This is a genomic window from Aquabacterium sp., assembly GCF_035476535.1.
In the GTDB taxonomy this organism is placed as follows: domain Bacteria; phylum Pseudomonadota; class Gammaproteobacteria; order Burkholderiales; family Burkholderiaceae_C; genus Pseudaquabacterium.
Genome location: NZ_DATILJ010000205.1, coordinates 1 through 19537, shown reverse-complemented (window position 1 = coordinate 19537; position 19537 = coordinate 1). Strand labels below are relative to the sequence as shown.

General features: G+C 68.4%; 15 protein-coding genes. 3 read left to right on the top strand and 12 right to left on the bottom strand.

Annotation, left to right across the window (positions count from 1 at the left end; all coding sequences use genetic code 11):
- Positions 1–88: 88 nt before the first annotated feature.
- The 10 genes from VLK61_RS20200 to VLK61_RS20155 form a co-directional block, all read right to left on the bottom strand.
- Positions 89–4081: a PAS domain-containing hybrid sensor histidine kinase/response regulator gene (locus VLK61_RS20200; protein ID WP_325423426.1), complete on the bottom strand. Its 3993-nt coding sequence runs from the start codon at positions 4079–4081 to the stop codon at positions 89–91.
- Between the two features lie 59 nt (positions 4082–4140).
- Positions 4141–5109, bottom strand: a complete 969-nt coding sequence (locus VLK61_RS20195) for a diguanylate cyclase domain-containing protein (RefSeq protein ID WP_325423425.1) — start codon at positions 5107–5109, stop codon at positions 4141–4143.
- On the bottom strand, positions 5106–6824 hold the full coding sequence (locus VLK61_RS20190) for a hybrid sensor histidine kinase/response regulator (RefSeq protein ID WP_325423424.1): 1719 nt from the start codon (positions 6822–6824) through the stop codon (positions 5106–5108). Before VLK61_RS20190 ends, VLK61_RS20195 begins: the two co-directional genes overlap by 4 nt.
- A 210-nt stretch (positions 6825–7034) precedes the next feature.
- Positions 7035–7664, bottom strand: coding sequence for a response regulator transcription factor (locus VLK61_RS20185; RefSeq protein ID WP_325423423.1), 630 nt, complete (start codon positions 7662–7664; stop codon positions 7035–7037).
- Positions 7664–8932: a PAS domain-containing sensor histidine kinase gene (locus VLK61_RS20180; protein ID WP_325423422.1), complete on the bottom strand. Its 1269-nt coding sequence runs from the start codon at positions 8930–8932 to the stop codon at positions 7664–7666. Before VLK61_RS20180 ends, VLK61_RS20185 begins: the two co-directional genes overlap by 1 nt.
- Positions 8929–9519 (bottom strand): hypothetical protein, encoded by a 591-nt coding sequence (locus tag VLK61_RS20175; RefSeq protein ID WP_325423421.1) that lies wholly within the window; start codon positions 9517–9519, stop codon positions 8929–8931. Before VLK61_RS20175 ends, VLK61_RS20180 begins: the two co-directional genes overlap by 4 nt.
- A gap of 8 nt (positions 9520–9527) precedes the next feature.
- Positions 9528–10190, bottom strand: coding sequence for an SCO family protein (locus VLK61_RS20170; protein WP_325423420.1), 663 nt, complete (start codon positions 10188–10190; stop codon positions 9528–9530).
- A gap of 22 nt (positions 10191–10212) precedes the next feature.
- Positions 10213–10839 carry a c-type cytochrome gene (locus VLK61_RS20165; RefSeq protein ID WP_325423419.1) on the bottom strand — a complete coding sequence of 209 codons (627 nt, stop codon included), beginning with the start codon at positions 10837–10839 and terminating at the stop codon, positions 10213–10215.
- 19 nt (positions 10840–10858) lie between these two features.
- Complete coding sequence (locus VLK61_RS20160; protein WP_325423418.1) at positions 10859–11449, bottom strand: cbb3-type cytochrome c oxidase subunit II; 591 nt, start codon at positions 11447–11449, stop codon at positions 10859–10861.
- A 3-nt stretch (positions 11450–11452) separates the two neighbouring features.
- Complete coding sequence (locus tag VLK61_RS20155; RefSeq protein WP_325423417.1) at positions 11453–13087, bottom strand: cbb3-type cytochrome c oxidase subunit I; 1635 nt, start codon at positions 13085–13087, stop codon at positions 11453–11455.
- 230 nt (positions 13088–13317) lie between these two features.
- Here VLK61_RS20155 and VLK61_RS20150 point away from each other — a divergent pair, with 230 nt between their 5' ends.
- Genes VLK61_RS20150 through VLK61_RS20140 form a run of 3 tightly spaced genes read left to right on the top strand, consistent with a single transcriptional unit; the run spans position 13318 to position 17241 of the window.
- Positions 13318–13764, top strand: coding sequence for a LexA family protein (locus tag VLK61_RS20150; RefSeq protein WP_325423416.1), 447 nt, complete (start codon positions 13318–13320; stop codon positions 13762–13764).
- 11 nt (positions 13765–13775) lie between these two features.
- The gene (locus tag VLK61_RS20145) at positions 13776–15101 is read left to right on the top strand and encodes a Y-family DNA polymerase (protein ID WP_325423415.1); all 1326 of its coding nucleotides are present in this window, start codon (positions 13776–13778) and stop codon (positions 15099–15101) included.
- Complete coding sequence (locus tag VLK61_RS20140) at positions 15040–17241, top strand: Svx/AvrXca family virulence/avirulence protein (protein WP_325423414.1); 2202 nt, start codon at positions 15040–15042, stop codon at positions 17239–17241. The genes VLK61_RS20145 and VLK61_RS20140 overlap by 62 nt, the downstream gene beginning before the upstream one ends.
- On the opposite strand, the gene VLK61_RS20135 is transcribed toward VLK61_RS20140, so the two are convergent.
- A complete protein-coding gene (locus VLK61_RS20135) occupies positions 17223–18647 on the bottom strand; it encodes a Fic family protein (protein ID WP_325423413.1) in 1425 nt (474 codons plus the stop codon). The genes VLK61_RS20140 and VLK61_RS20135 overlap by 19 nt on opposite strands.
- Before the next feature lie 257 nt (positions 18648–18904).
- A partial coding sequence (locus tag VLK61_RS20130) for a citrate synthase (protein ID WP_325423412.1) occupies positions 18905–19537 on the bottom strand: 633 nt, incomplete at its 5' end.

The following is a 19537-nucleotide window of genomic DNA, read 5'->3' as shown; positions in this document are numbered from 1 at the left end:
CTGCCGGAACGGTGGCCCGGCCCTGCAGACTACGGGTATTTCCCAGGAACAGCAGTCAGGAGATGGTGGCAGACGGTGTCAGCGATTTCTACGACACGGCCCCCGCGACCCTGCCCTGCGGCGGGCTGTCCTCCAGGACCTTGGCCGCGTCATTGAACTGCAATTTCTCCATGTGCTCGCGCAGCCTTTCGAACGAGTCCTTGCTCAGCAGCCGTCGCAGCTGCGGCGACATGACGTGAAAGCGGTCCATCGCGGACAGGCTTTGCTGGCGCAGCAAGTCGATGAAATCAGACAGTCCGCGGGGATCGAGCGTTTCGCCGCTGATCAGCACGGCCGCTTCGGCCTGGGCCCGCGCCGCCGCCAGCACCGGCCCGGCCTCTTGATGCAGGGCTGACAAAGCGCTGGTCAGGCGCGTCGCGAGATGCCAGGCCCGTTCCCCCTCGCCCGCGACGCAGGCCGCCTCCGCTTCGCCGGCAAGCTTCTGAATGTTCCTGGCCCCCAGCATGCCCGCGCTGCCCCGCAGCTTGTGCATGCGTCCGGCGTGAAAGGCCAGCGCTGCGGGGTCCTGCAACTGCGCCGGCATCGCCAGGTTGGAAAACTCATCGAGCAGGTGTTCCAGCAAGGACCGGAACAGGTCGAAGTCGCCCCCCAGGCGCTCACGCGCGTCGTTCGAATCGATGCCTTCGATCTCCAGCCACGGCATCGCCGCATGCACGCGTGTCTCCAGCGAGACCGGCGTCGTGGGCACGGACCGCCGCAGCCAGGACTCCTCCGTCGGCTTGACCCGGCGCAGGATGCTGGCCACCAAGGCCTTGGCATCGAAGGGCTTGACGATGTAGTCGTCCATGCCGGCCGCGGTGGCGCGCTGGCGTTCGCTGCTCAAGGCGCCGGCGGTCAGCGCGATGATCGGCAGATCGGCCAGCCGCAGCTCGAGGCGGATGCGCCGTGTCGCATCGTGACCGTCGAGCACCGGCATCTGCACATCCATCAGCACCACGTCGACGGCGCGGGGCTCGGCCTGCAGCAGCTCGAAAGCCTCCTGCCCATTGCCGGCCAGCCAGACCTGCGCGCCTTCCAGCTCCAGGATGCGCTTGGTCACGTCGAGGTTGATGTCGCTGTCGTCGACGACCAGCACGCGCATGCCGAGCAAGGCGCGTTCGCCGGGCGCTGCGGCGGGTGCCTCCAGCCGGGCCAGCGCCTCCGGCGAGGCCAGCGCAAAGTCGAGCATCACCCTGAACTCGCTGCCGACACCGGGCGTGCTGTCCAGCCCCACCTCGCCGCCCATCAGGTTGACCAGGCGCTTGACGATCGACAGGCCCAGCCCGGTGCCGCCGAAGCGCCGGGTGATCGAGGCATCGGCCTGGGCAAACGGCGCAAAGAGCCGGGCCTGCACTTCGGGCGCAATGCCGATGCCGGTGTCCTGCACGACGAAGCACAGCGTCACACGCTTGGACGTGGCGGCGAGCCGGTGGACCCGCAGCTTGACGCCGCCGCGCTCGGTGAACTTGATCGCATTGGAGAGCAGGTTGGTCAGGATCTGGTTCAGCCGCGTGGCATCGCCCTCCAGCGCCACGGGCAGGTCCTCGGGCGCGTCGATCTGGAAGCTGATGCCCTTGGCCTCGGCCTGTACCGCCATCACCTCGGGCAGCTCGTTGAGCAGGCTGCGCAGGCTGAACGCGGCGCGCTCGACGATCAACTCGCCGGCCTCGATCTTCGACAGGTCGAGCACGTTGTTCAGCACCACCAGCAGCGATTTGCTGGCCAGCTTGACCTTGTCGAGAAAGGCCTGCTGCTGCTCGTCCAGCGCGGTCTGGCCGAGCAGGTAGGACAGACCGATCACCGCGTTCATCGGCGTGCGGATCTCGTGGCTCATGTTGGCCAGGAATTCGCTCTTGGCGCGGTTGGCCTGCTCGGCCTTGTGCGTGGCTTCGCGCAGCGACTCTTCGTACTGCTTGCGCTCGGTGATGTCGCGCGCCGCGGCGAACACGCCCTGCAGCCGGCGGTCGCGGTCGTAGAAGGTCGTGGCGTTGTACGACACCACGGTTTCCTTGCCGTCGCGGTCACGCGCGGTGAGCTCGTAGTTGGTGACCTTCTTCTTGCTCAACACCAGGCTGATGCCGGCCTCGGCGCGGTCCGGGTCGGTGAAGTAGTTCTTGAAAGGCGCGCCCATCAACTCGTCGCGCGTGCAGCCGGTCAGGGCCTCCATCGGCTTGTTGACGTCGGTGATGATGCCGGAGGGGTCGGTGGTCATCAGCGCGTCGGCATTGGCCTCGAACAGCGAGCGTGTGTAGAACTGATGGTCGCGCAGGCGCTGGCCGAGTTGGCGCTGCTCGGCCTCGATCTGCTTGCGCGCGGTGTTGTCGGTGCCGATCAGCAGGTAGCCGATGATGCCGCCCTGCGCATCACGCAGCGCCGTGACCGAGACCACCGCCGGGAAGCGGCTGCCGTCCTTGCGGATGTAGGTCAGCTCGTAGATGTCCTCGATGCCGCGCGAGGCCTTGAACACCAGCGCCTCGAAGCCCGGCGCAATCGGCGTTTCGAGCTCCACGCTCAGCGCCTTGGCGCGGGCGATCACTTCCTGCGGATCGGAGATGTCGGCCGGCGTGATCTTGTTCATCACGTCGGCGGCGGCATAACCCAGCATGCGTTCGGCACCGACGTTGAAAATCTGGATCACGCCCTTGGCATCGGTGGCGATCGAGGAGAAATTGGCGCTGTTGAAGATGGCGCTCTGCAGTGCGCCGGCCTTCAGCAGCGCCGCTTCGGCCTGCTTGCGTGCGGTGTTGTCGGTGCCGATCAGCAGGTAGCCGATGATTTCGCCATGCGCGTCGCGCAAGGCAGTGACCGACACCACCGCCGGGAAGCGGCTGCCGTCCTTGCGGATGTAGGTCAGCTCGTACATGTCCTCGATGCCGCGCGAGGCCTTGAACACCAGCGCCTCGAAGCCCGGCGCAATCGGCGTTTCGAGTTCGACGCTGAGCGCCCTGGCGCGCACGATCACTTCCTGCGGGTCGGAGATGTCGGCCGGCGTGATCTTGTTCATCACATCGGCGGCGGTGTAGCCCAGCATGCGTTCGGCGCCGACGTTGAAGATCTGGATCACGCCCCTCGCGTCGGTGGCAATGGACGAAAAATTGGCGCTGTTGAAAATCGCGTTCTGCAGCGCGCCCGCCTTCTGCAGCGCCTCCTCGGCCTGCTTGCGCGCGGTGATGTCGGTGCGCACCGAGATGAACTTCTTGGTGTGCCCATCCTCGCCCATGAACGGCGCGATGATGCTGTCCACCCAGTACAGCGCGCCATTCTTGGTGCGGTTGCAGATCTCGCCGCGCCACGACCGGCCGGCGGTGATGCTGTGCCACATCTCGGTCCAGAACGCGGGGGTCTGCACACCGGAGTTGACGACGCGGTGGGTCTGGCCCAGCAGCTCGTCCCGGTCGTAGCCGGATATCTTGCAGAAGCCGTCGTTGACGTCGACGATGCGGCCCGTCCGGTCGGTGACCGACACGATGGAGTGCAGGTGGATCGTGCGCAGCAAGGCGTAGTTCTCGCGCAGCGCCTCTTCGGCCTGCTTGCGCGCGGTGTTGTCGGTGCCGATCAGCAGGTAGCCGATGATGCCGTCCTGCGCATCGCGCAAGGCCGTGACCGAGACCACCGCCGGGAAGCGGCTGCCGTCCTTGCGGATGTAGGTCAGCTCGTAGATGTCCTCGATGCCGCGCGAGGCCTTGAACACCAGCGCTTCGAAGCCCGGCGTGATGGGCGTGCCGAGCTCGACGCTGAGGGCTTCGGCGCGCGCGATCACTTCCTGTGGATCGGAGATGTCGGCCGGCGTGATCTTGTTCATCACATCGGCAGCGGTGTAGCCCAGCATGCGCTCGGCGCCGACGTTGAAGATCTGGATCACCCCCTTCGCGTCGGTGGCGATGGAGGAGAAATTGGCGCTGTTGAAGATCGCGTTCTGCAAGGCGCCGGTCTGCAGAGCGCCGGTCTGCAGCAAGGCCTCCTGGCGCCGAAGCTCGTCGAGGGGTTCCCCCGTGCTGGAAGCCGGGCTGAGCAGAGCGGAGTCGAAAGTTCTGTGGGGCATGGTCACTTCCGTGAGAGAGCAGATCGGTCTGGCGGGTCAGGCGGCGGGCGTGCGCAGCCTCAGCGCTTGCAGTCGGCGATGTCCATCAACCGGGCCTGGGCGCGGCCGGCATGCTTGGCGCCATACAAGGCCTTGTCGGCGGCCTGGATCAGATCGCCCGGCGAGCAGCGCGAACGCAGGGTGTCGCCGTAGCGGGAGTCGGCCGACGGGGGCACCCAGCAAGCGCTGTGCTCGTCGTAACAGCCGGCACCGACGCTCACCGTGACATGCCGCGCCGTTGGCGACGTTTCATGCGCGATGTCGAGCTTCTCGATCGCATCGAGCACCCCGCGTGCCACGTGCTCGGCCCCTTCGCGTGGCGTCTGCGGCAGCAGCACGACGAACTCCTCGCCGCCATAACGCGCAACCAGATCGGCCGGACGCAGGCTGGCGCCCGTCAGGGCCTGCGCGACGGCGTGCAGGCAGACATCGCCTGCCGGATGGCCATAGCGGTCGTTGAAGGGCTTGAAGTGGTCGACATCGACCATCAGCAGCGCCAGCGCATTGCCGGACCGCCGGGCGCGGCGCCATTCCCGATCGAGCGCCTGGTCGAAGCAGCGGCGGTTGGCAATGCCGGTCAGCACGTCGATCGTGGCGATGCGGCGCAACTCGTCGGCCGTGTGCTTCAAGCGCAATTGCGTCGCAACCCGGGCCAGCACCAGCGGCGGGCTGATGGGCTTGGCGATAAAGTCGGCAGCGCCGAGGTCGAAGCCCGAGACTTCGAATTCAAGTCCGCTGTGGCTGGTGACGAAGATCACCGGCACATCGGCCAGCGACGGGTCGGCCTTGAGCGTCTCGCACACCTCGAAGCCGCTGATGCCGGGCATTTCAGCGTCGAGCAGGATGACATCGGGCGCCGACTCGTGCGCCAGCCGCAACGCATCCTCCCCGCTGGTGGCAAAGCGCAAGGTGCCCAGCCCCGAGAGGATGCGACCCAGCAGCTGGATCGTGCCGGGGTCGTCGTCGACGAGCAGGATGTTGTCGTTCATGATGGCGTCGGCCCTTCCGGTGAATTGCTGTCGGCACGTGCGCCCGCGGTGTTGGCTGCGAGGCCCAGCACGATGCTGAAGCAGCTGCCCGAACCCGCTTCGCTCTCGACCTGCAGTTGCCCGTTCATCGCTTCAACGAGTTGACGCGTGATGACCAGCCCCAGGCCCGCGCCCGGCGACTCTGCGCGCTGCCGGCCCAGGCGGTTGAACGGCTCGAACAGGTGTTGGCGCTGCAGTGCGTCCAGGCCCAGACCGTTGTCGCGCACGGCGATGCTGCAGGCCCGCGAATCGCTGCTCAGCTCGATGCGGACCCAGCCACCGCAGCGGTTGTACTTGATGGCGTTGGTCAGCAGGTTCACCAGGCACTGGTGCAGCCGATCGGCGTCGGCGCCGACGCCGATCGACGGCCAGGCGGACGCGCACGACACGCTCACGCCGGCTTGCTCGGCCACTGCCGAGACAGCGGCCACGGCGTCCTGCGCGCAAGCGACGGCATCGACCTGCCGCATGTCGATGCGCAACTTGCCGGCCTCGAAGCGGCCGAGATCGGTCACATCGCGCATCAGGCTTTGCAGGTCCCGGCCGCTGGCCACGACGCGGGCCAGCCGGCTGGCCTGCTCCGGCGCCAGGGGGTTGCCGGCATCGGTGCTCATCAGCTGGGCGAAGCCCAGCAAGCCGTTCAAGGGGTTGCCCATCTCATGGGCGATGTAGGACATCATCTGCGTCTTCGTGCGGCTTGCCGCTTCGGCCTGGACGCGCGAATGCGATTCCGCCTCGAGCCGTTCGCGGTCGTGCGCGCCGTGGGTCACGACGGCGTCCGAGGCCGCATCGACGATGTCGGTGATGCGCGCGTCACTCACGCGGCGCCAGTGTTCGCCGACGGCCTCGAGATCGGCGTCGGTGCGCCGTTTCAGGTCCAGCAGGTTGCGCACACGGGCCTGCAGCACGGCCGGCGTGTAGGGCTTGGCAATGAAGTCGGCGGCGCCGAGGTCGAGTGCGCGCATCTCGTAGACCGGGTCGGAGAAGCGCGTGACGAAGACGATCGGCACCTGCCGGAACGCCCTTTCGGCCTTGAGCGATCGGCACACATCGAAGCCGTCCACGCCCGGCATGTGCGCGTCGAGCACGATCAGGTCAGGCACCAGGCGCCGCGCGAGCTGCAGCGCCTGCTCACCGGTCACCGCGAAGTGAAAGTCACCCATCGTGGCCAGCGTGTGGCGCAGGATGTGGATGGAGGCGATGTCATCGTCGACGATCAACACGCGCGGTATCTGCCGGCTCGGCTGCCGGGCGGGGCCCTCACAGGCGAGAATTTCCCGCTTCAGGTCGTCCGCCAGCTGCCTGGCCCGCAACTGGGCCCGCACGCGGGCTTTCAGCTGTGCCGCGACCAGCGGCTTGGTGATGAAGTCTGCCGCGCCCTTGCGCAAGGCAGCCACCTGCAGCCCGGCGGCGTCGTGGCTCGTCGCGAAGATCACGGGCACCTGCGCCAGCACCGGATCGAGCTTCAGCGCCTCGCACACGTCAAGCCCGGTCATGCCGGGCATGTCGACGTCCAGCAGGATGAGGTCGGGGGTCTGCTCGCGGGCGAGCCGAAGCGCCACTTCGCCCGACGTGGCGAAGCGTTGATCGGGGTATTGCGCCAGCATGCGGCCCATGACCTGGATCGCACCGGGATCGTCATCGACCAGCAGCAGCCGAACCTCACGCGATGACATCGGGCGTCCTTTCAAGGCGTGCGGGTCGCCGGTTGTGTCATGACTTCCAAATGGATCGGCGACTGTAGGCCGGCACGCGGCCGCGGCCCAGTCGGCGCGGGCTGGTTCGGTTGACGGTGATTCCGACCACAGCGTGTCGATGTTTTTGACTACACGCGCCGTCGCTCGTTCGATGCGGCCACGCACATGCCCACCGCTCAAGGCCGCGCTTCACGCGACCAGGTTGTGCTGCAGCGCGTAACGCGCCAAGTCCACGTTGCTGGTCAAGCCGAGTTTTTCCGAGATCCGGCTGCGATAGGTGGCGATGGTGCTGTCGCTCAACTGCAGCGCGGCGGCGATCTCCTTGATCGTGCTGCCGGTGGCCACCTTGCACAGCACCTCCAGCTCGCGCGGCGACAAGGTGTCGTGCGGCGACTCCGGCCGCGGGCTGCCGAGCGCCTCGGCCAGGTGATCGGCCAGCGCCGAGCTGACGTACTTTCCGCCGGCCAGCACACGCTGGACGGCCAGCAGCATTTCGTCTGCCACGCTGGCCTTGGTCAGGTAGCCGGCCGCGCCGAGCTTGAATGCGCGCACCGCGAACTCTTCTTCGGGATACGCGCTCAGCACCAGCACCGGCACCCGCGGGGACAGCTGCCGCGCCTGAGCCAGCAGGTCGAGGCCACTGCCTTCCGGCAGGTTGATGTCGAGCACGATGAGTTGCCAGGGCTCACGGGTCATCGCCTCACGCGCGGCCGACACGGTGCCGGCCGTGCCGAACGAGGCCTCCGGCCAGGCCTCGGCGAGCAGCTGCCGCAAGCCGCGGCGCACGATCTCATGGTCGTCGACCAGCAGGATGCGCATCAGGCGGCCTCTTCAGCCGGCGGTGCGAACGGAATCCGCACCACCACCCGCGTGCCGCCCTGCGCACCGGCCTCCAGCAGCACGGTGCCGCCGCAATGGGCGGCCCGCTCACGCATGCCCAGCAGCCCGAGCGAGCGGGGCTCCAGCAGCACCTGGGGGTCGATGCCGCGGCCATCGTCCTCGACCTCCATGCGCAGGCCGCCGTCCTCCGCGGCCAGCCGGATGGCCACCCGCGTAGCCTGGGCGTGACGCGTCACATTGGTCAGCGCCTCCTGGCAGATGTAGAACAGTTCGGTGGCCACGGCCGGCGCCAGGTCCTGCACCGCCTCCGACCAGTGCACGCTGCATAGCACGCCGGTGCGCTGCTGAAACTGGCGTGCTCGTTGGGCCAGCGCGGCGGCCAGGCCGAGTTGGTCCAGCGACGCCGGGCGCAACTCGGCGGCGAGCTTCTGCACCGTGGTGATGGTCTGCTCGTTGAGCACCGACGCGGCCACCGTGCGATCGAGCAGCGCGTTCATCGCCGGCGGCAGGCCGGGGGAGGAAAGCTTGCGTTCGAGCCAGCGCAGATCCATCTTCAGGCCGGTCAGCAACTGGCCCAGTTCGTCGTGGATCTCGCGTGCCACCCGCGTGCGTTCTTCCTCCTGGGCGTGCTGCAGGCGCCGCACCAAGGCACGCAAGGCCTCGCGCGAAGCCAGCACCTGCCACGCGTCGCGGCGTTGTTCCGTCACGTCGTGCGCCAGCACGACACAGGCCGAGCGGCCCTGGAAGTCGATGGGCTGGGCCGTCACCTCGACGTCGATGAGCCGCTCGTCCTTCACCCGATGCTGCTGTTGCGAGGGCGGCTTCACCTCGCCGACGGCAGTGGCGGGCGCGGCCGATGCCGGCTCCCGCGTCACGCGCACATCGTCCACCGTCATCGACAGCCACTCGTCGCGCCGGTATCCGTAGTGGGACACGGCCGCGTCGTTGACGGCCAGGAAGGCCAGCGTCCTGGAATCGTGGATCCACATCGGGTGCGGGTTCGCATCGAACAGCTGGCGATAGCGCGCTGCCGCTTCGCGCAGCGGCGCCTCGGCTTCACGACGTTCGGTGATGTCCTGGAGCATGCCGAACCAGCGCAGCTGGCCGTGTGTCAGGGTTTGCGACCAACGCTCGAAGGAGCCGTCGGGCCGCGCGATCACGTGTGCGAGCTTGGCCAGCGTCTGCGCGCGGCACAGGGCCGCTTCACTCTCGTGCAATGAGTCCGCTGCGGGCTTGAAGGGGGTCACTGCGGCTCGCTGGCGCCCGGCGCCAAGCCAGGGCGCAGGGCAAAGAGCCACGTCGCCGCGATGGCGGCCGACAGCCAGACCAGACCGATGCCGACGGTCTGCTGTTCATCCAGGCGATAGGCGTTGCAGACCCGCGTGGTCGATTCCTGGTACAGCATGCCCACCACCACCAGCATGGGCAGCACATTGCCGAGGTAGAAAGCCTGCACGACCGTGCCGGCGCGATGCCACGACAGCCGGATCGCCGCGCCGCTCAACACCAGCGCCAGCAACTTGATGTTCTCCACGCGCGGGTCCACCAGCGCCAGGTCGAGCACACGCGGCACCATCAGCACCGCCATCGCCAGCGCGCTGGCCAGCAAGCCGGCGATGCCCAGTTCGTTCCAGGCTTGCAAGTGGCGCTGCCAGCGCCGCGGCACCGGCCCGATCAGCAGCGCACCGGCCAGCAGCAAGGCCGGGTACTGCAGCAGCATGTGGGTGGCCATGCCGGATTCCACGGCGCGCCGCAGCGCCGGCAGCAGGCCGATGGCCAGCAGCATCAGGCCCAGCCAGGCCGTCCCGCCAGCGCGCCACCAGCGTGAGCGCATGTCGCGGATCACCGCAAGGCCGCCACGCTGCCCGGCTGCTGCAGCCGGCGGGCAAACACCAGCGCCGTGCCGGCGTCGGACTCATCGAAGATGCGCACCAGGCGGCCGCGCTGATCGATCACCAGCAAGGCCGCGTTGTGCTCGTAGCCGCCCAGGCCATCGGCGATCACCACCACCTGCCAGGCGTTCAACAAGCGCTGCAGCTCCCCGGCATCCGGCACGGTGCTCATGCGCCAGTGCCGCGGATCGACGCGCCACAGCGCGGCATAGCGGCGCAACTGCGCCTCATCGTCATGCGCCGGATCGAAGCTGATCGACAGCAGCTTCACGTTGTCGTCGATGCTGTCACCGGAGCGATCGGCCGGGTGCGATGCGATGGCCTGCTGCAGCTGCTGGAAGCTGCTGCCCAGCGCCAGGCAGACACCGAAACAGCGTGTGTAGATGAAGCTGGCGATGGTCACCCGGCCGGGAACGGCCAGCATGTCCTGCAGAGGCTCGCCGCTCATCTCATCACCTAGCAGCACGGCATGCGGTGCGGCCACCGGCGCCTGGCTCACCGCACGCCGGCGCGCAGCTTCAGCGGTCCACACCTCGAAGCCCTCGGTCAACCAGGCGGCGCTCAGGCCGGCCAGCGATACGAGGACGGCACTCGCCAGGACCGTGCGCAGCATGCGGGCTCCGTGCCGTCGCCGTTCAGGGCGGCGTGCCGCCCAGCGCCTTCAACTCGGCGCCGCCGGCGAAGGGCGTGCTGCGCGTGCTGGCCTTGCGCTGCTGCGCAAACAGCTCGGCCTGGACAGGCGCGGCCTTGTTCGACCACTGCGATCGCACATGGCTGGCCAGCGCCGCCAGTTCGGCGTCATTGAACTGCTTGAAGGCCGGCATGCTGCCTTTGTAGGCCGTGCCGGCCACGCTGATCTCGCCATCGACGCCGTGCAGCAGGATGTTGGCGAGCACGCGCACGTCGCCCAGCACCCATTCCGAACCATCCAGCGGCGGAAAGACACCGGGCAGCCCCTTGCCGCTGGCCTGGTGGCAGGCGACGCACTGGGCCGCGAAGAGTTGCTTGCCATCGGCCGCGCCGGCGGGCTTGGACGGGTCGGCGGCCGGCGGCCGCAAGTCGGCCAGCGTGCGGCGGTCGCCCAGAGCCGGTGCGCCGGGCGGCTCGGCCAGCAGGAGGTAGCCGACGCCGAACAGCAAGGCCCCCGCGGTCACCACGGCCGCCAGCAGCGGGATCGGCCGGCTGTGCTCGGTGGGGTCGGCATGCTCGCGCTGCTGGGCGCTGACGCTGGCCGGGGCTTCGGAGGTGGTGTCGGTGCTCATCGTTCGCCGCCGGTGCGCATCAGGGTTTTGCTGCGGCCGGCAACACCGCATAGGTGTGGTCCAGGCCCTGCAGATACTTCACCAGGTCCAGTGCATCCGGCGAGGCCACCACCACCTGGCCGCCCGGCACCAGGCCCGGCGGCAGGTTCAGCACGTGTTCGCCTTCATCGGCCTTGGCCTTGACGCGGAACAGGTAGCCGAAGGCCGGCATGATGGAGCCCGGCACGTAGGCCCGCGGCTGGTACAGGTGGCCCAGATGCCAATCGCGGCTGGGCTGGCGGGCGCCGATGTTGAACAGGTCGGGGCCGGTGCGCATCGAGCCCAGCAGGTGCGGTCGGTCGTAGGAGTAATCGGCCGGCACCGAGGGCCGGCCCCAGCCGCGGGTGATGTCGGGCCCGACCTTGCGGTCGCGCGGCTGCTGGCTGTGGCAGTAGACGCAGCCATGGGCGATGTAGACCGCACGGCCGCGCAGCTGCTGGTCGGTGTAGGGCTTGAGTTCGGGCGGCGGCGTGATGTCGCGCACCTGGATGTAGGGCATCACCACCAGCGCGGCGGTGGCCAGGCCCAGCGACACCATCGCACCGCTGACGAGTTGCAGGTCGCTGTCCATGGGTCAGGCCGTCCGCGTCTGCCAGAACAGCGCGGCGCCGGCGCGCTGCGGCCCGAAGCGCAAGGCCATCGCCATGAAGTGGCCGACGAAGACGAAGTGGCCGATCGTCATCAGCGCGCCGCCCAGGCTGCGCGCCTGCAGATACGGCAGCGTGACGGCCACCGAGTCCATGAAGGGCCGCGCCGCATCCAGCATCGCCAGGCCTTGCAGCCAGCCGCCGATCGACAGGCCGACGAAGTAGATCGTGATGCCCAGCACGACCAGCCAGAAGTGCAGCGTGATCAGCTTCGGGTACGGCCACTCCCAGTTCAGCACGCGCGGCAGCATGAAGTAGATGGCGCCGAACAGCACCATCGACACGAAGGCATACATGCCCAGGTGGGCATGGGCCACCGTGAAGTGCGTGAAATGGGTGATGGTGTTGATGCTGCGCAGCGCTTCCAGCGAGCCCTGCACCGACGAGGCCAGGTACATCAGGCCGCCCAGCATCATGAAGCGCAAGGTCGGCGAGTAGCGCGCCAGGTGCATCTGGCCCTGCATGGTGCCGAACTGGTTGACGCTGAAGGCGACCACCGGAATCACCATCATCACGCTCTGCACGATCGACAAGGTGGTCAGCCAGCCCGGCACCGGGCCGCCGATCAGGTGATGGCCGCCGACCTGGCCGTAGAAGAAGGCCAGGGTCCAGAAACCCAGCAGGGACAGGTTGTAGGACCGGATGGGCCGGCCGATGATCTTCGGCAGGAAGTAGTAGATGGCGCCCACCGCCACCGGCGTGAACCACAGGCCCAGCGCGTTGTGGCCGAACCACCAGTTGGTGGTGGCCTGCTGCACGCCGTAGTGCACGCCCGGCAGCTTGGCCACCACGTACAACAGCGCGATCCACAACAGCGCGGCCATGAAGTACCAGACGCTGACGTACAGGTGCTCGACCTTGCGGTTGACCAGCGTGAACAGCGCGGTGGCAATGACCATCACGAAACCCACCGCGATGAAGATGCCGATCTGCCACGGGATCTCCAGGTACTCCATGCCGTCGGTCCAGCCGATCGCGATGGCGCCGATGCCCGCCGCCACGCCGACATTGATCAACGTGCCGCCCAGCATGGCCCAGATGGCGCCGTGCAGCGGCGTGCGCAGCAAGCGCGGCAGCAGCCAGACGATGATGCCCAGGCTGCCATTGGTGGACCAGCCGTAGATCACGGCATTCAGGTGCACGGTGCGGATGCGGCCGAAGGTGAGCCAGGCATCGCCGGTCAGCCAGTCCGGGTAGTGCAGCTTGAGCGAGGCCACCAGCCCGGCCGCCGAGCCCACCAGCAGCCAGAAGCACGCAAAGGCCAGGAAGGTGAAGACCGGAAAGGCGCTGGAGCGGTCGGCGGCGACGCGCTCTTCGGTCTCGGTCAGGTCGGCCGGCACAACAGGATCACGACGCGGCACGACCGCCTGCTGCATCGCCCCTTGCACCGGCAGCGGCAGCGCCGGGTCGTCGACCTGCCCGATCTCGCCGCGGGCAAAGATGACCGATGCCGCCTGCGGGTTCTCGACCAGCAGGCCCCGGCGCAGCGAGCCGATGAAGGCGAACAGCCCGATCAGCGACAGCACGAAGGCGCCGAGCAGGCTCAGCAGCGCGCTGTCCATCAGACGCTGCCCACCGGATGTGGGGCCCTGGGAGTCGTGGCAGTCATGGGGCAGGATGTCGAAAGAGGCCGAGTAAGGGGCAGCCCAAGGATTCGGCGGCTGCGCTGGTGTGACACGGTGCGCACGGTTCCCGGCAAGGTCTGTGCGCTGCCGAACGCAGCGGGCGCTTTTTCGTCCGGCACCGGGGCACTGACGAGTTCAGAGGCGCCCGGGCTGGCTATACTGGATAAATGAACAGCTCTCGCCTCGAGCCCGGAGAAGCGATACCGGTCGGGCAGGACACCACCGGCGAGGCCGCTGCGCCGCGCGCCAGCGTGGCGATCGGCTTCGGTTCGCCGGCCGACGATTCCGGCGTCACGCGGCTGGACCTGAACCACCTGCTGATCCGGCACCCGCAGGCCACGTTCATGATGCGCGCGGCCGGCGACGCGATGCAGGAGGCCGGCATCGCGTCGGGTGACCTGCTGCTGGTCGACCGCGCCATCACGCCGGCGCATGGCCAGGTGGTGATCGCCGTCGTCGACGAGGGCTTCAGCTGCCGGCGACTGGTCAAGCAAGGCCCCGATCTGCGCCTGCAGGCCAGCCGCGCCGGCGTGGCGGACATCGTGCCCGACGAAGGCCGCGACCTGCAGGTCTGGGGCGTGGTCACGCAGGTCATCAAGGCCATGCCCATCTGACGGCCTGAGCCATGTTCGCGCTGGTCGACGTGAACAACATGTACGTGAGCTGCGAGCGCGTGTTCCGGCCCGCGCTGCAGGGCAAGCCGGTGGTGGTGCTGTCCAACAACGACGGTGCCTGCATCGCGCGCAGCAACGAGGCCAAGGACCTGGGCGTGACGATGGCACAGCCCTGGTTCCAGGTGCGCCACCTGGAGCGCACGGCCGGGCTGATCGCGCTGTCGGCCAATTTCGAGCTGTATGGCGACATGTCCGGCCGCATGATGACGGTCGTGGCCCAGTACGCGCCGCGGCAGGAGGTGTACAGCATCGATGAATCCTTCCTGGATTTCGACGGCGTGCGCGGCGACCTGACGACCCTCGGGCGCGAAATGCGGGCCCGCGTGCTGCAGTGGACGGGCCTGCCCACCAGCGTGGGCTTCGGGCCGACCAAGACGCTGGCCAAACTGGCCAATCACATCGCGAAGATGGCCGATCGCCAGCGCGGCAACTACCCCGCCGAACTGGCCCAGGTCTGCCATCTGGGTGAGATGAATGACGCGCAACGTGAGCGGCTGTTCGCCGCCACCGAGGTCGGCAGCGTCTGGGGCATCGGCCGGCGCATGACGGCGCGGCTCAACGAAGGCGGCATCCGCACGGTGGCCGAGCTGCTGCGCGCCGACCTCAGCACGCTGCGCAAGCAGTTCAGCGTGCTGCTCGAAAAAACCGTGCTGGAACTGCGCGGCACCGCCTGCCTGAGCCTGGACGACGAGCCCGCGGCCCAGCAGCAGATCATGTGTTCACGCTCGTTCGGCGCGCCGGCCACCGCACTGCCGGGCCTGGTCGAGGTGATCAGCCAGTTCGCCGCGCGGGTGGCTGAAAAGCTGCGGCAGCAGCGGGCCGCCGCCGGTGCGGTGCAGGTGTTCATCAGCACCAGCCCGTTCCGCACGCACGACCGCCAGCACAGCCCCAGCGTCACGCTGCCGCTGCTGCGCCCCACCGACGACACACGCGCCCTCATCGGCGCCGCGGTGCAGGCCTTGCGCGCGATGTTTCGGCCCGGCTTCAACTACGTCAAGGCCGGCGTGATGCTGGTCGACCTGCAGCCCAAGGGGCAGCAGCAGGGCGAACTGGACCTCTTTTCGGCCGACGCCACCCCGGCATCGGCAGCGGCGCCTCACGACACCGCCGCTTTGATGGCGACGGTGGATGCCCTCAACCGCCGCTTCGGCCGCGGCGCCGTCAGCATCGGCAGCCCGCACAACCAGGTCGGCGGCGGCGCCCACGCCGGCAAGCATGAGCGGCGTTCGCCGCGCTACACCACCCGCATCGACGAGATCCCCGTGGCCAGGGCATGAGCACGCCGGGCCGCCCCAAGGGCGAATTCCGGAGTGCGCAGCACGAAGGTACTCCAGTGAGCGCTCGGCCCGTATGCGCGGCGCCGGCCGCGACAATACGGGTCTTGCCACCGACCACGACATGAAGGCCGAGCGAAGCATGTACCGAGCGAAAACGATCAACGCGCTGCTGCTGTCAGTAGCAGTTGCGGCCTGCGGCGGCTCGGGAGACGACAGCAGCGTCGGCGGGACGCCCGCACCCGCACCCGCACCTGCGCCAGCACCTGCACCGGCTCCTGCACCGGCTCCTGCGCCGGCTCCCCCTCCGGCCCCGGCACCCCCGCCCGCCCCCGAGCCCAGCGCCTGCACCCCCGGCAGCACCAGCACCGCCTGGGCCGGCAACTGCACCCTGCCCAAGGCCGCCTGCGTGGCCGGCAGCTGGGCCATCGTGGAGGTCGAAGGCCTGCCGGCAGTGCAGTACCAGACGGCGCACTTCGCGCTGCGCTGGAAGAACTCGGACGTCACCGCCGCCCAGGCCGCCGAAGCCGGCAGGACGCTGGAGATGATCTGGGACACCTACATGAACAAGGTGTCCTTCACCGAGCCCTACTGCGACACCGCCACCAAGTTCAAGGCCAACGTCCACATCGACCCCAGCTTCGGCCTGACCGGTGGCCCCACCGGCGAGCGCGACATGGGCATGTGGATCGGCCCCGGCGCACTGGCCGACCATTGGGGCCTGGCCCACGAATTCGCCCACGCGCTGCAAGGCTCCAGCCGCGGCCTGCGCGACTCACCCTACAGCGGCTGGCTGTGGGAGAGCCACGCCAACTGGATGGCCCACCAGCTCACCGAGTACCGCGGCGAGACCCACTGCTCCGAAATCCAGGTCAACCACCCGCACCTGTACTACGGCTCCACCCGCGACCGCTACTGCAACTGGCAGTTCTGGGAATACCTCAAGGACAAGTACTGCTACCAGGCCGTCAACGACATCTGGCTCAAGGCCCGGCGCCCCAACGATGTCGGCTACATCGATGAGGACCCGTTCACGGTGCTGGCCCGCAACATGGGCTGGACCGTCAGCCAGCTCAACGACGTGTTCGCCGAATGGGCGATGCACAACGCCAACTGGGACTACCGCAACCTGGACGGCAGCGACCAGGGCGTGGTCTACCGCGCCAACTACGGCAGCTATGCCTCGCGCGAGGGCGAGCGCGCACTGCGCGTGACCCAGCTCGACCCGCTGGACAGGAACAACCGGCGCTTTGCCGTGCCGTCCGACTGGGCGCCGCAGCGCTGGGGCTACAACCTGGTGCGCCTGATGCCCGACGCCGGCGCCGCCAGCATAGCCGTGAGCTTCCGCGGCGTGGTGCAGTCGGCCCCCGCCACCACCACCCTGGCCGGGCTGATCAACGAGCCGGCCACCGTGCCCAACCCGGATTCGGACTGGCGCTGGGGGCTGGTGGCGATAGGCGCCGACGGCAGCTCACGCTACAGCGCGCTGCAGCGCGGCGCCGACGGCGAACTGTCGTTCTGCCTGCAGCCGGGCGACCAGGCGGTGTGGATGGTGGTGATGGGCACGCCCAGGACGATGCACAAGATCGCCTGGGACCAGGCCTACTACGCGATCTACCGCTTTCCGTGGATGGCGCAGTTCCGCGGCGCATGGCCTGAGGGCTTCCAGCCCGATGCACCCACGCCCACCGCATCGGGCCGCTGGCATGCCAACGGCGGCGGCTGGGTGGCGCAAGAGGCCAGCGTGGCCGCCACGGCCTATGTCGGCCCGCAGGCCCGGGTGCTGGGCGGCACCGTGAGCGGCCAGGCGCGCATCGAGGACCATGCCGTGATCCAGAGCGGCACGGTCAGCGGCCAGGCCATCGTCGGCGGCTTGACGGTGTTGACGGGGGACACGGTGGTACGCGACAACGCCCGCGTCCGCACGGTGTTCAAGGGCCCCGGGGCCTTCGAGACCGGCATCACGCTGTCGGGCACCGCGCAGCTGTATGGCGATGTGGAGCTGCGCGGTGCATCGCTGAGCCGCGGCGCGTTCACCGGGCTGGTGGAACCGGCCTCGGCCACCGACAGCCTGCAGGGCGCCAACCTGACGGCGCGCCCGGCCGAGGTGACGGCGCCGGTCAACTACGTCTGGCGGCCTTGATCGCCGCGTGCGGCTCGTGCGGCCTGCGCCTCATCGCTCAGTGTGGCGCGCACCGTGGCCTCGATCAGGTCGAAGACCGCTTCTGGTACGCGGTCCGCAAAGCGCTTGCGCTTCTTCCTTGAGATCACGCCGTCGTTGTCCAGGCCAATGACCACCAGTGTCGCCAGATCGCTGCCGCGGATGTCCACCCGGGCATCGACCTCCCGAAGCACGCGGTCGTAGCGCGCCAGGAACTGTGTTTCCTGGCGCAACTCCACGTCCAGCGCCTGCGCCGCCATGCGGAACCCGAACTCCACGCAGGCCGTCGCGTCCCAGTACCGAAAGATCGCGTCGTCGGCCTTGAACTCGAACCGGTACTCGCCTTCATCGATCCAGGTGACCTGCACGCGCTCGCGCACCTGCTTCGAATAGCCTTGCAGCACGGTCAGGTAGTCCGCCTCATTGCGCTTCATGGCCACGGACACCGGCAGCAGCAGCCCCTTGCCGAGCTTGCCGGACGTGCAAAGGGCCTGATGGAACAGAAAGCGCGACAAGCGCCCATTGCCGTCCATGAACGGATGGAGGAAGACGAAACCGAACGAGGCGACGCTCGCCGCCACGATGGGGTCGATCTGGCCCGGCGCGCCGTTGGCAAACGCCATCCACTCGTCCATCAGCTGCAGGGCCAACTCGGGCCAGGGTGGCACATAGGTCACACCGGCCGAGCCGCGGCCCGGCCCGCGCAGCCAGTTCTGCTCGGTGCGGAACTGCACGGCCTTGTCGAGCGGATTGCTCACCGTGGAAGACTGCAGCTCGGCGAGGTAGTCCTCGGTCAGCGAGCGACCATCGTGCGCTTGATGCAGCAGCTGAACAAAGGCGCGGGCCTTGTCCTCGCTTGGCTTCTCGTGCTCGATCGCGTACGAATCCTCGGTCTCGTGCAGGTAGGCCCAGGCCAGGGCGCGATCGAGCATGGCGGGACCCAGGGTCTGTGCGAACGCGGCAGCACGGCCCAGGATGTCGGAGGCGATGCCCGCTTCAATGGCGGGCGTGCGCTCGACGGTGGCGCAGTAGCGCAGCGAACCGAGGCCATTGAAATTCACGCGCCAACGGGCGTCGCGCTGCGCAGGCCCAATGACATACCGGGTGGGATCGAAGACATCCACGTACCCCACCGCAATGTCGGGGCGCTCGGCCAGCTGCTGACCAGTGAAGTTCTCCCAGAGGAAGCATGCGATCCGCAGGTACTGCCCATTGGGCGTCTGCTTCAGCGCGGCCAGCAAGCGCTGCGCCGGGAGGGCTGGCATCGCCTGCGCCAGCAGCTGCAAATGGACACCCTCGTGCTTGAGCGCGAACAACACGTGGTCAAGGGGATCATTCGCCTGGGGCGCCACGTGGGTCGGAACCGCCAACAGGCCATCGGCCGGCATCACACGCGTGACAGGCCGCACCTGGGCCGGCCGCGTCGGGGCAAAGCCCGTCAAGCCCAGCGATTGGCGCAGGAACTCGTAGCCGACAACGCTCACTCTTTCCTCATTCGGCCTGGTTTTTTGTCAGTTTCTCATGGTCGGAACATTTTTTTATCACTGGGACTGCAGCAAAGTCCACTGGGCCCGGCCTGCTGCCCCGGCAACGCGCAGCGCCAAGGTGTGAGCTCTGTGTCCTCGTTCGGCAGCCGCTGCGATCGTCAGCGACGCCCCTTGTCGGCCTTCACACGTGCGCCTTCCGCGGCCTGGCCCTTGCGCTGGTGGCGCCGTGCACTCGGCGGCAGCTCGGTGCTCGGCCCGGTGTAGCGGCCCCGAGGGCGTATCACCGAGTCGACGCTGAGCTGCTCCATGGCGTGCGCGAGCAGGCCGACACTGCGCGCGACGGCGAACAGCGCGAACGCCGCATCCCCACGCAGCCGGTAGCGCGCGACCAGCGCGGCGAGTGCCACGTCCATGTTGGGCAGTTGCCCGGTCAAGGACACGACGCGTTCGATCAAGCGGGCGATGTGCTTCGGTGGTTCGAAGTCGGCCATCAGCGCGGCCGCCCGGGGATCCCCATCGGGATAGATGGGGTGACCGAAGCCGGGAATCGGTATCGCCGAGGACAAGTGGCGGTCCACCACCTCATCGGCGCCGCGGCGTTCGGTGTCGTCGAACAGCGTGCGCACCCGGCCCGTCGCATCGCCGTGAAGTGGACCCGAGAAGGTCGTCAGGCCGGCCAGCAGGCAGGCGGGCAGCGAGGCCCCGGTCGATGCCGTGATGCGCGCGGAAAACGCCGAGCTCGTGATCTCGTGGTCCGCCAGCAGGACCAGGGTCTTGCGAATCAGGCCGGC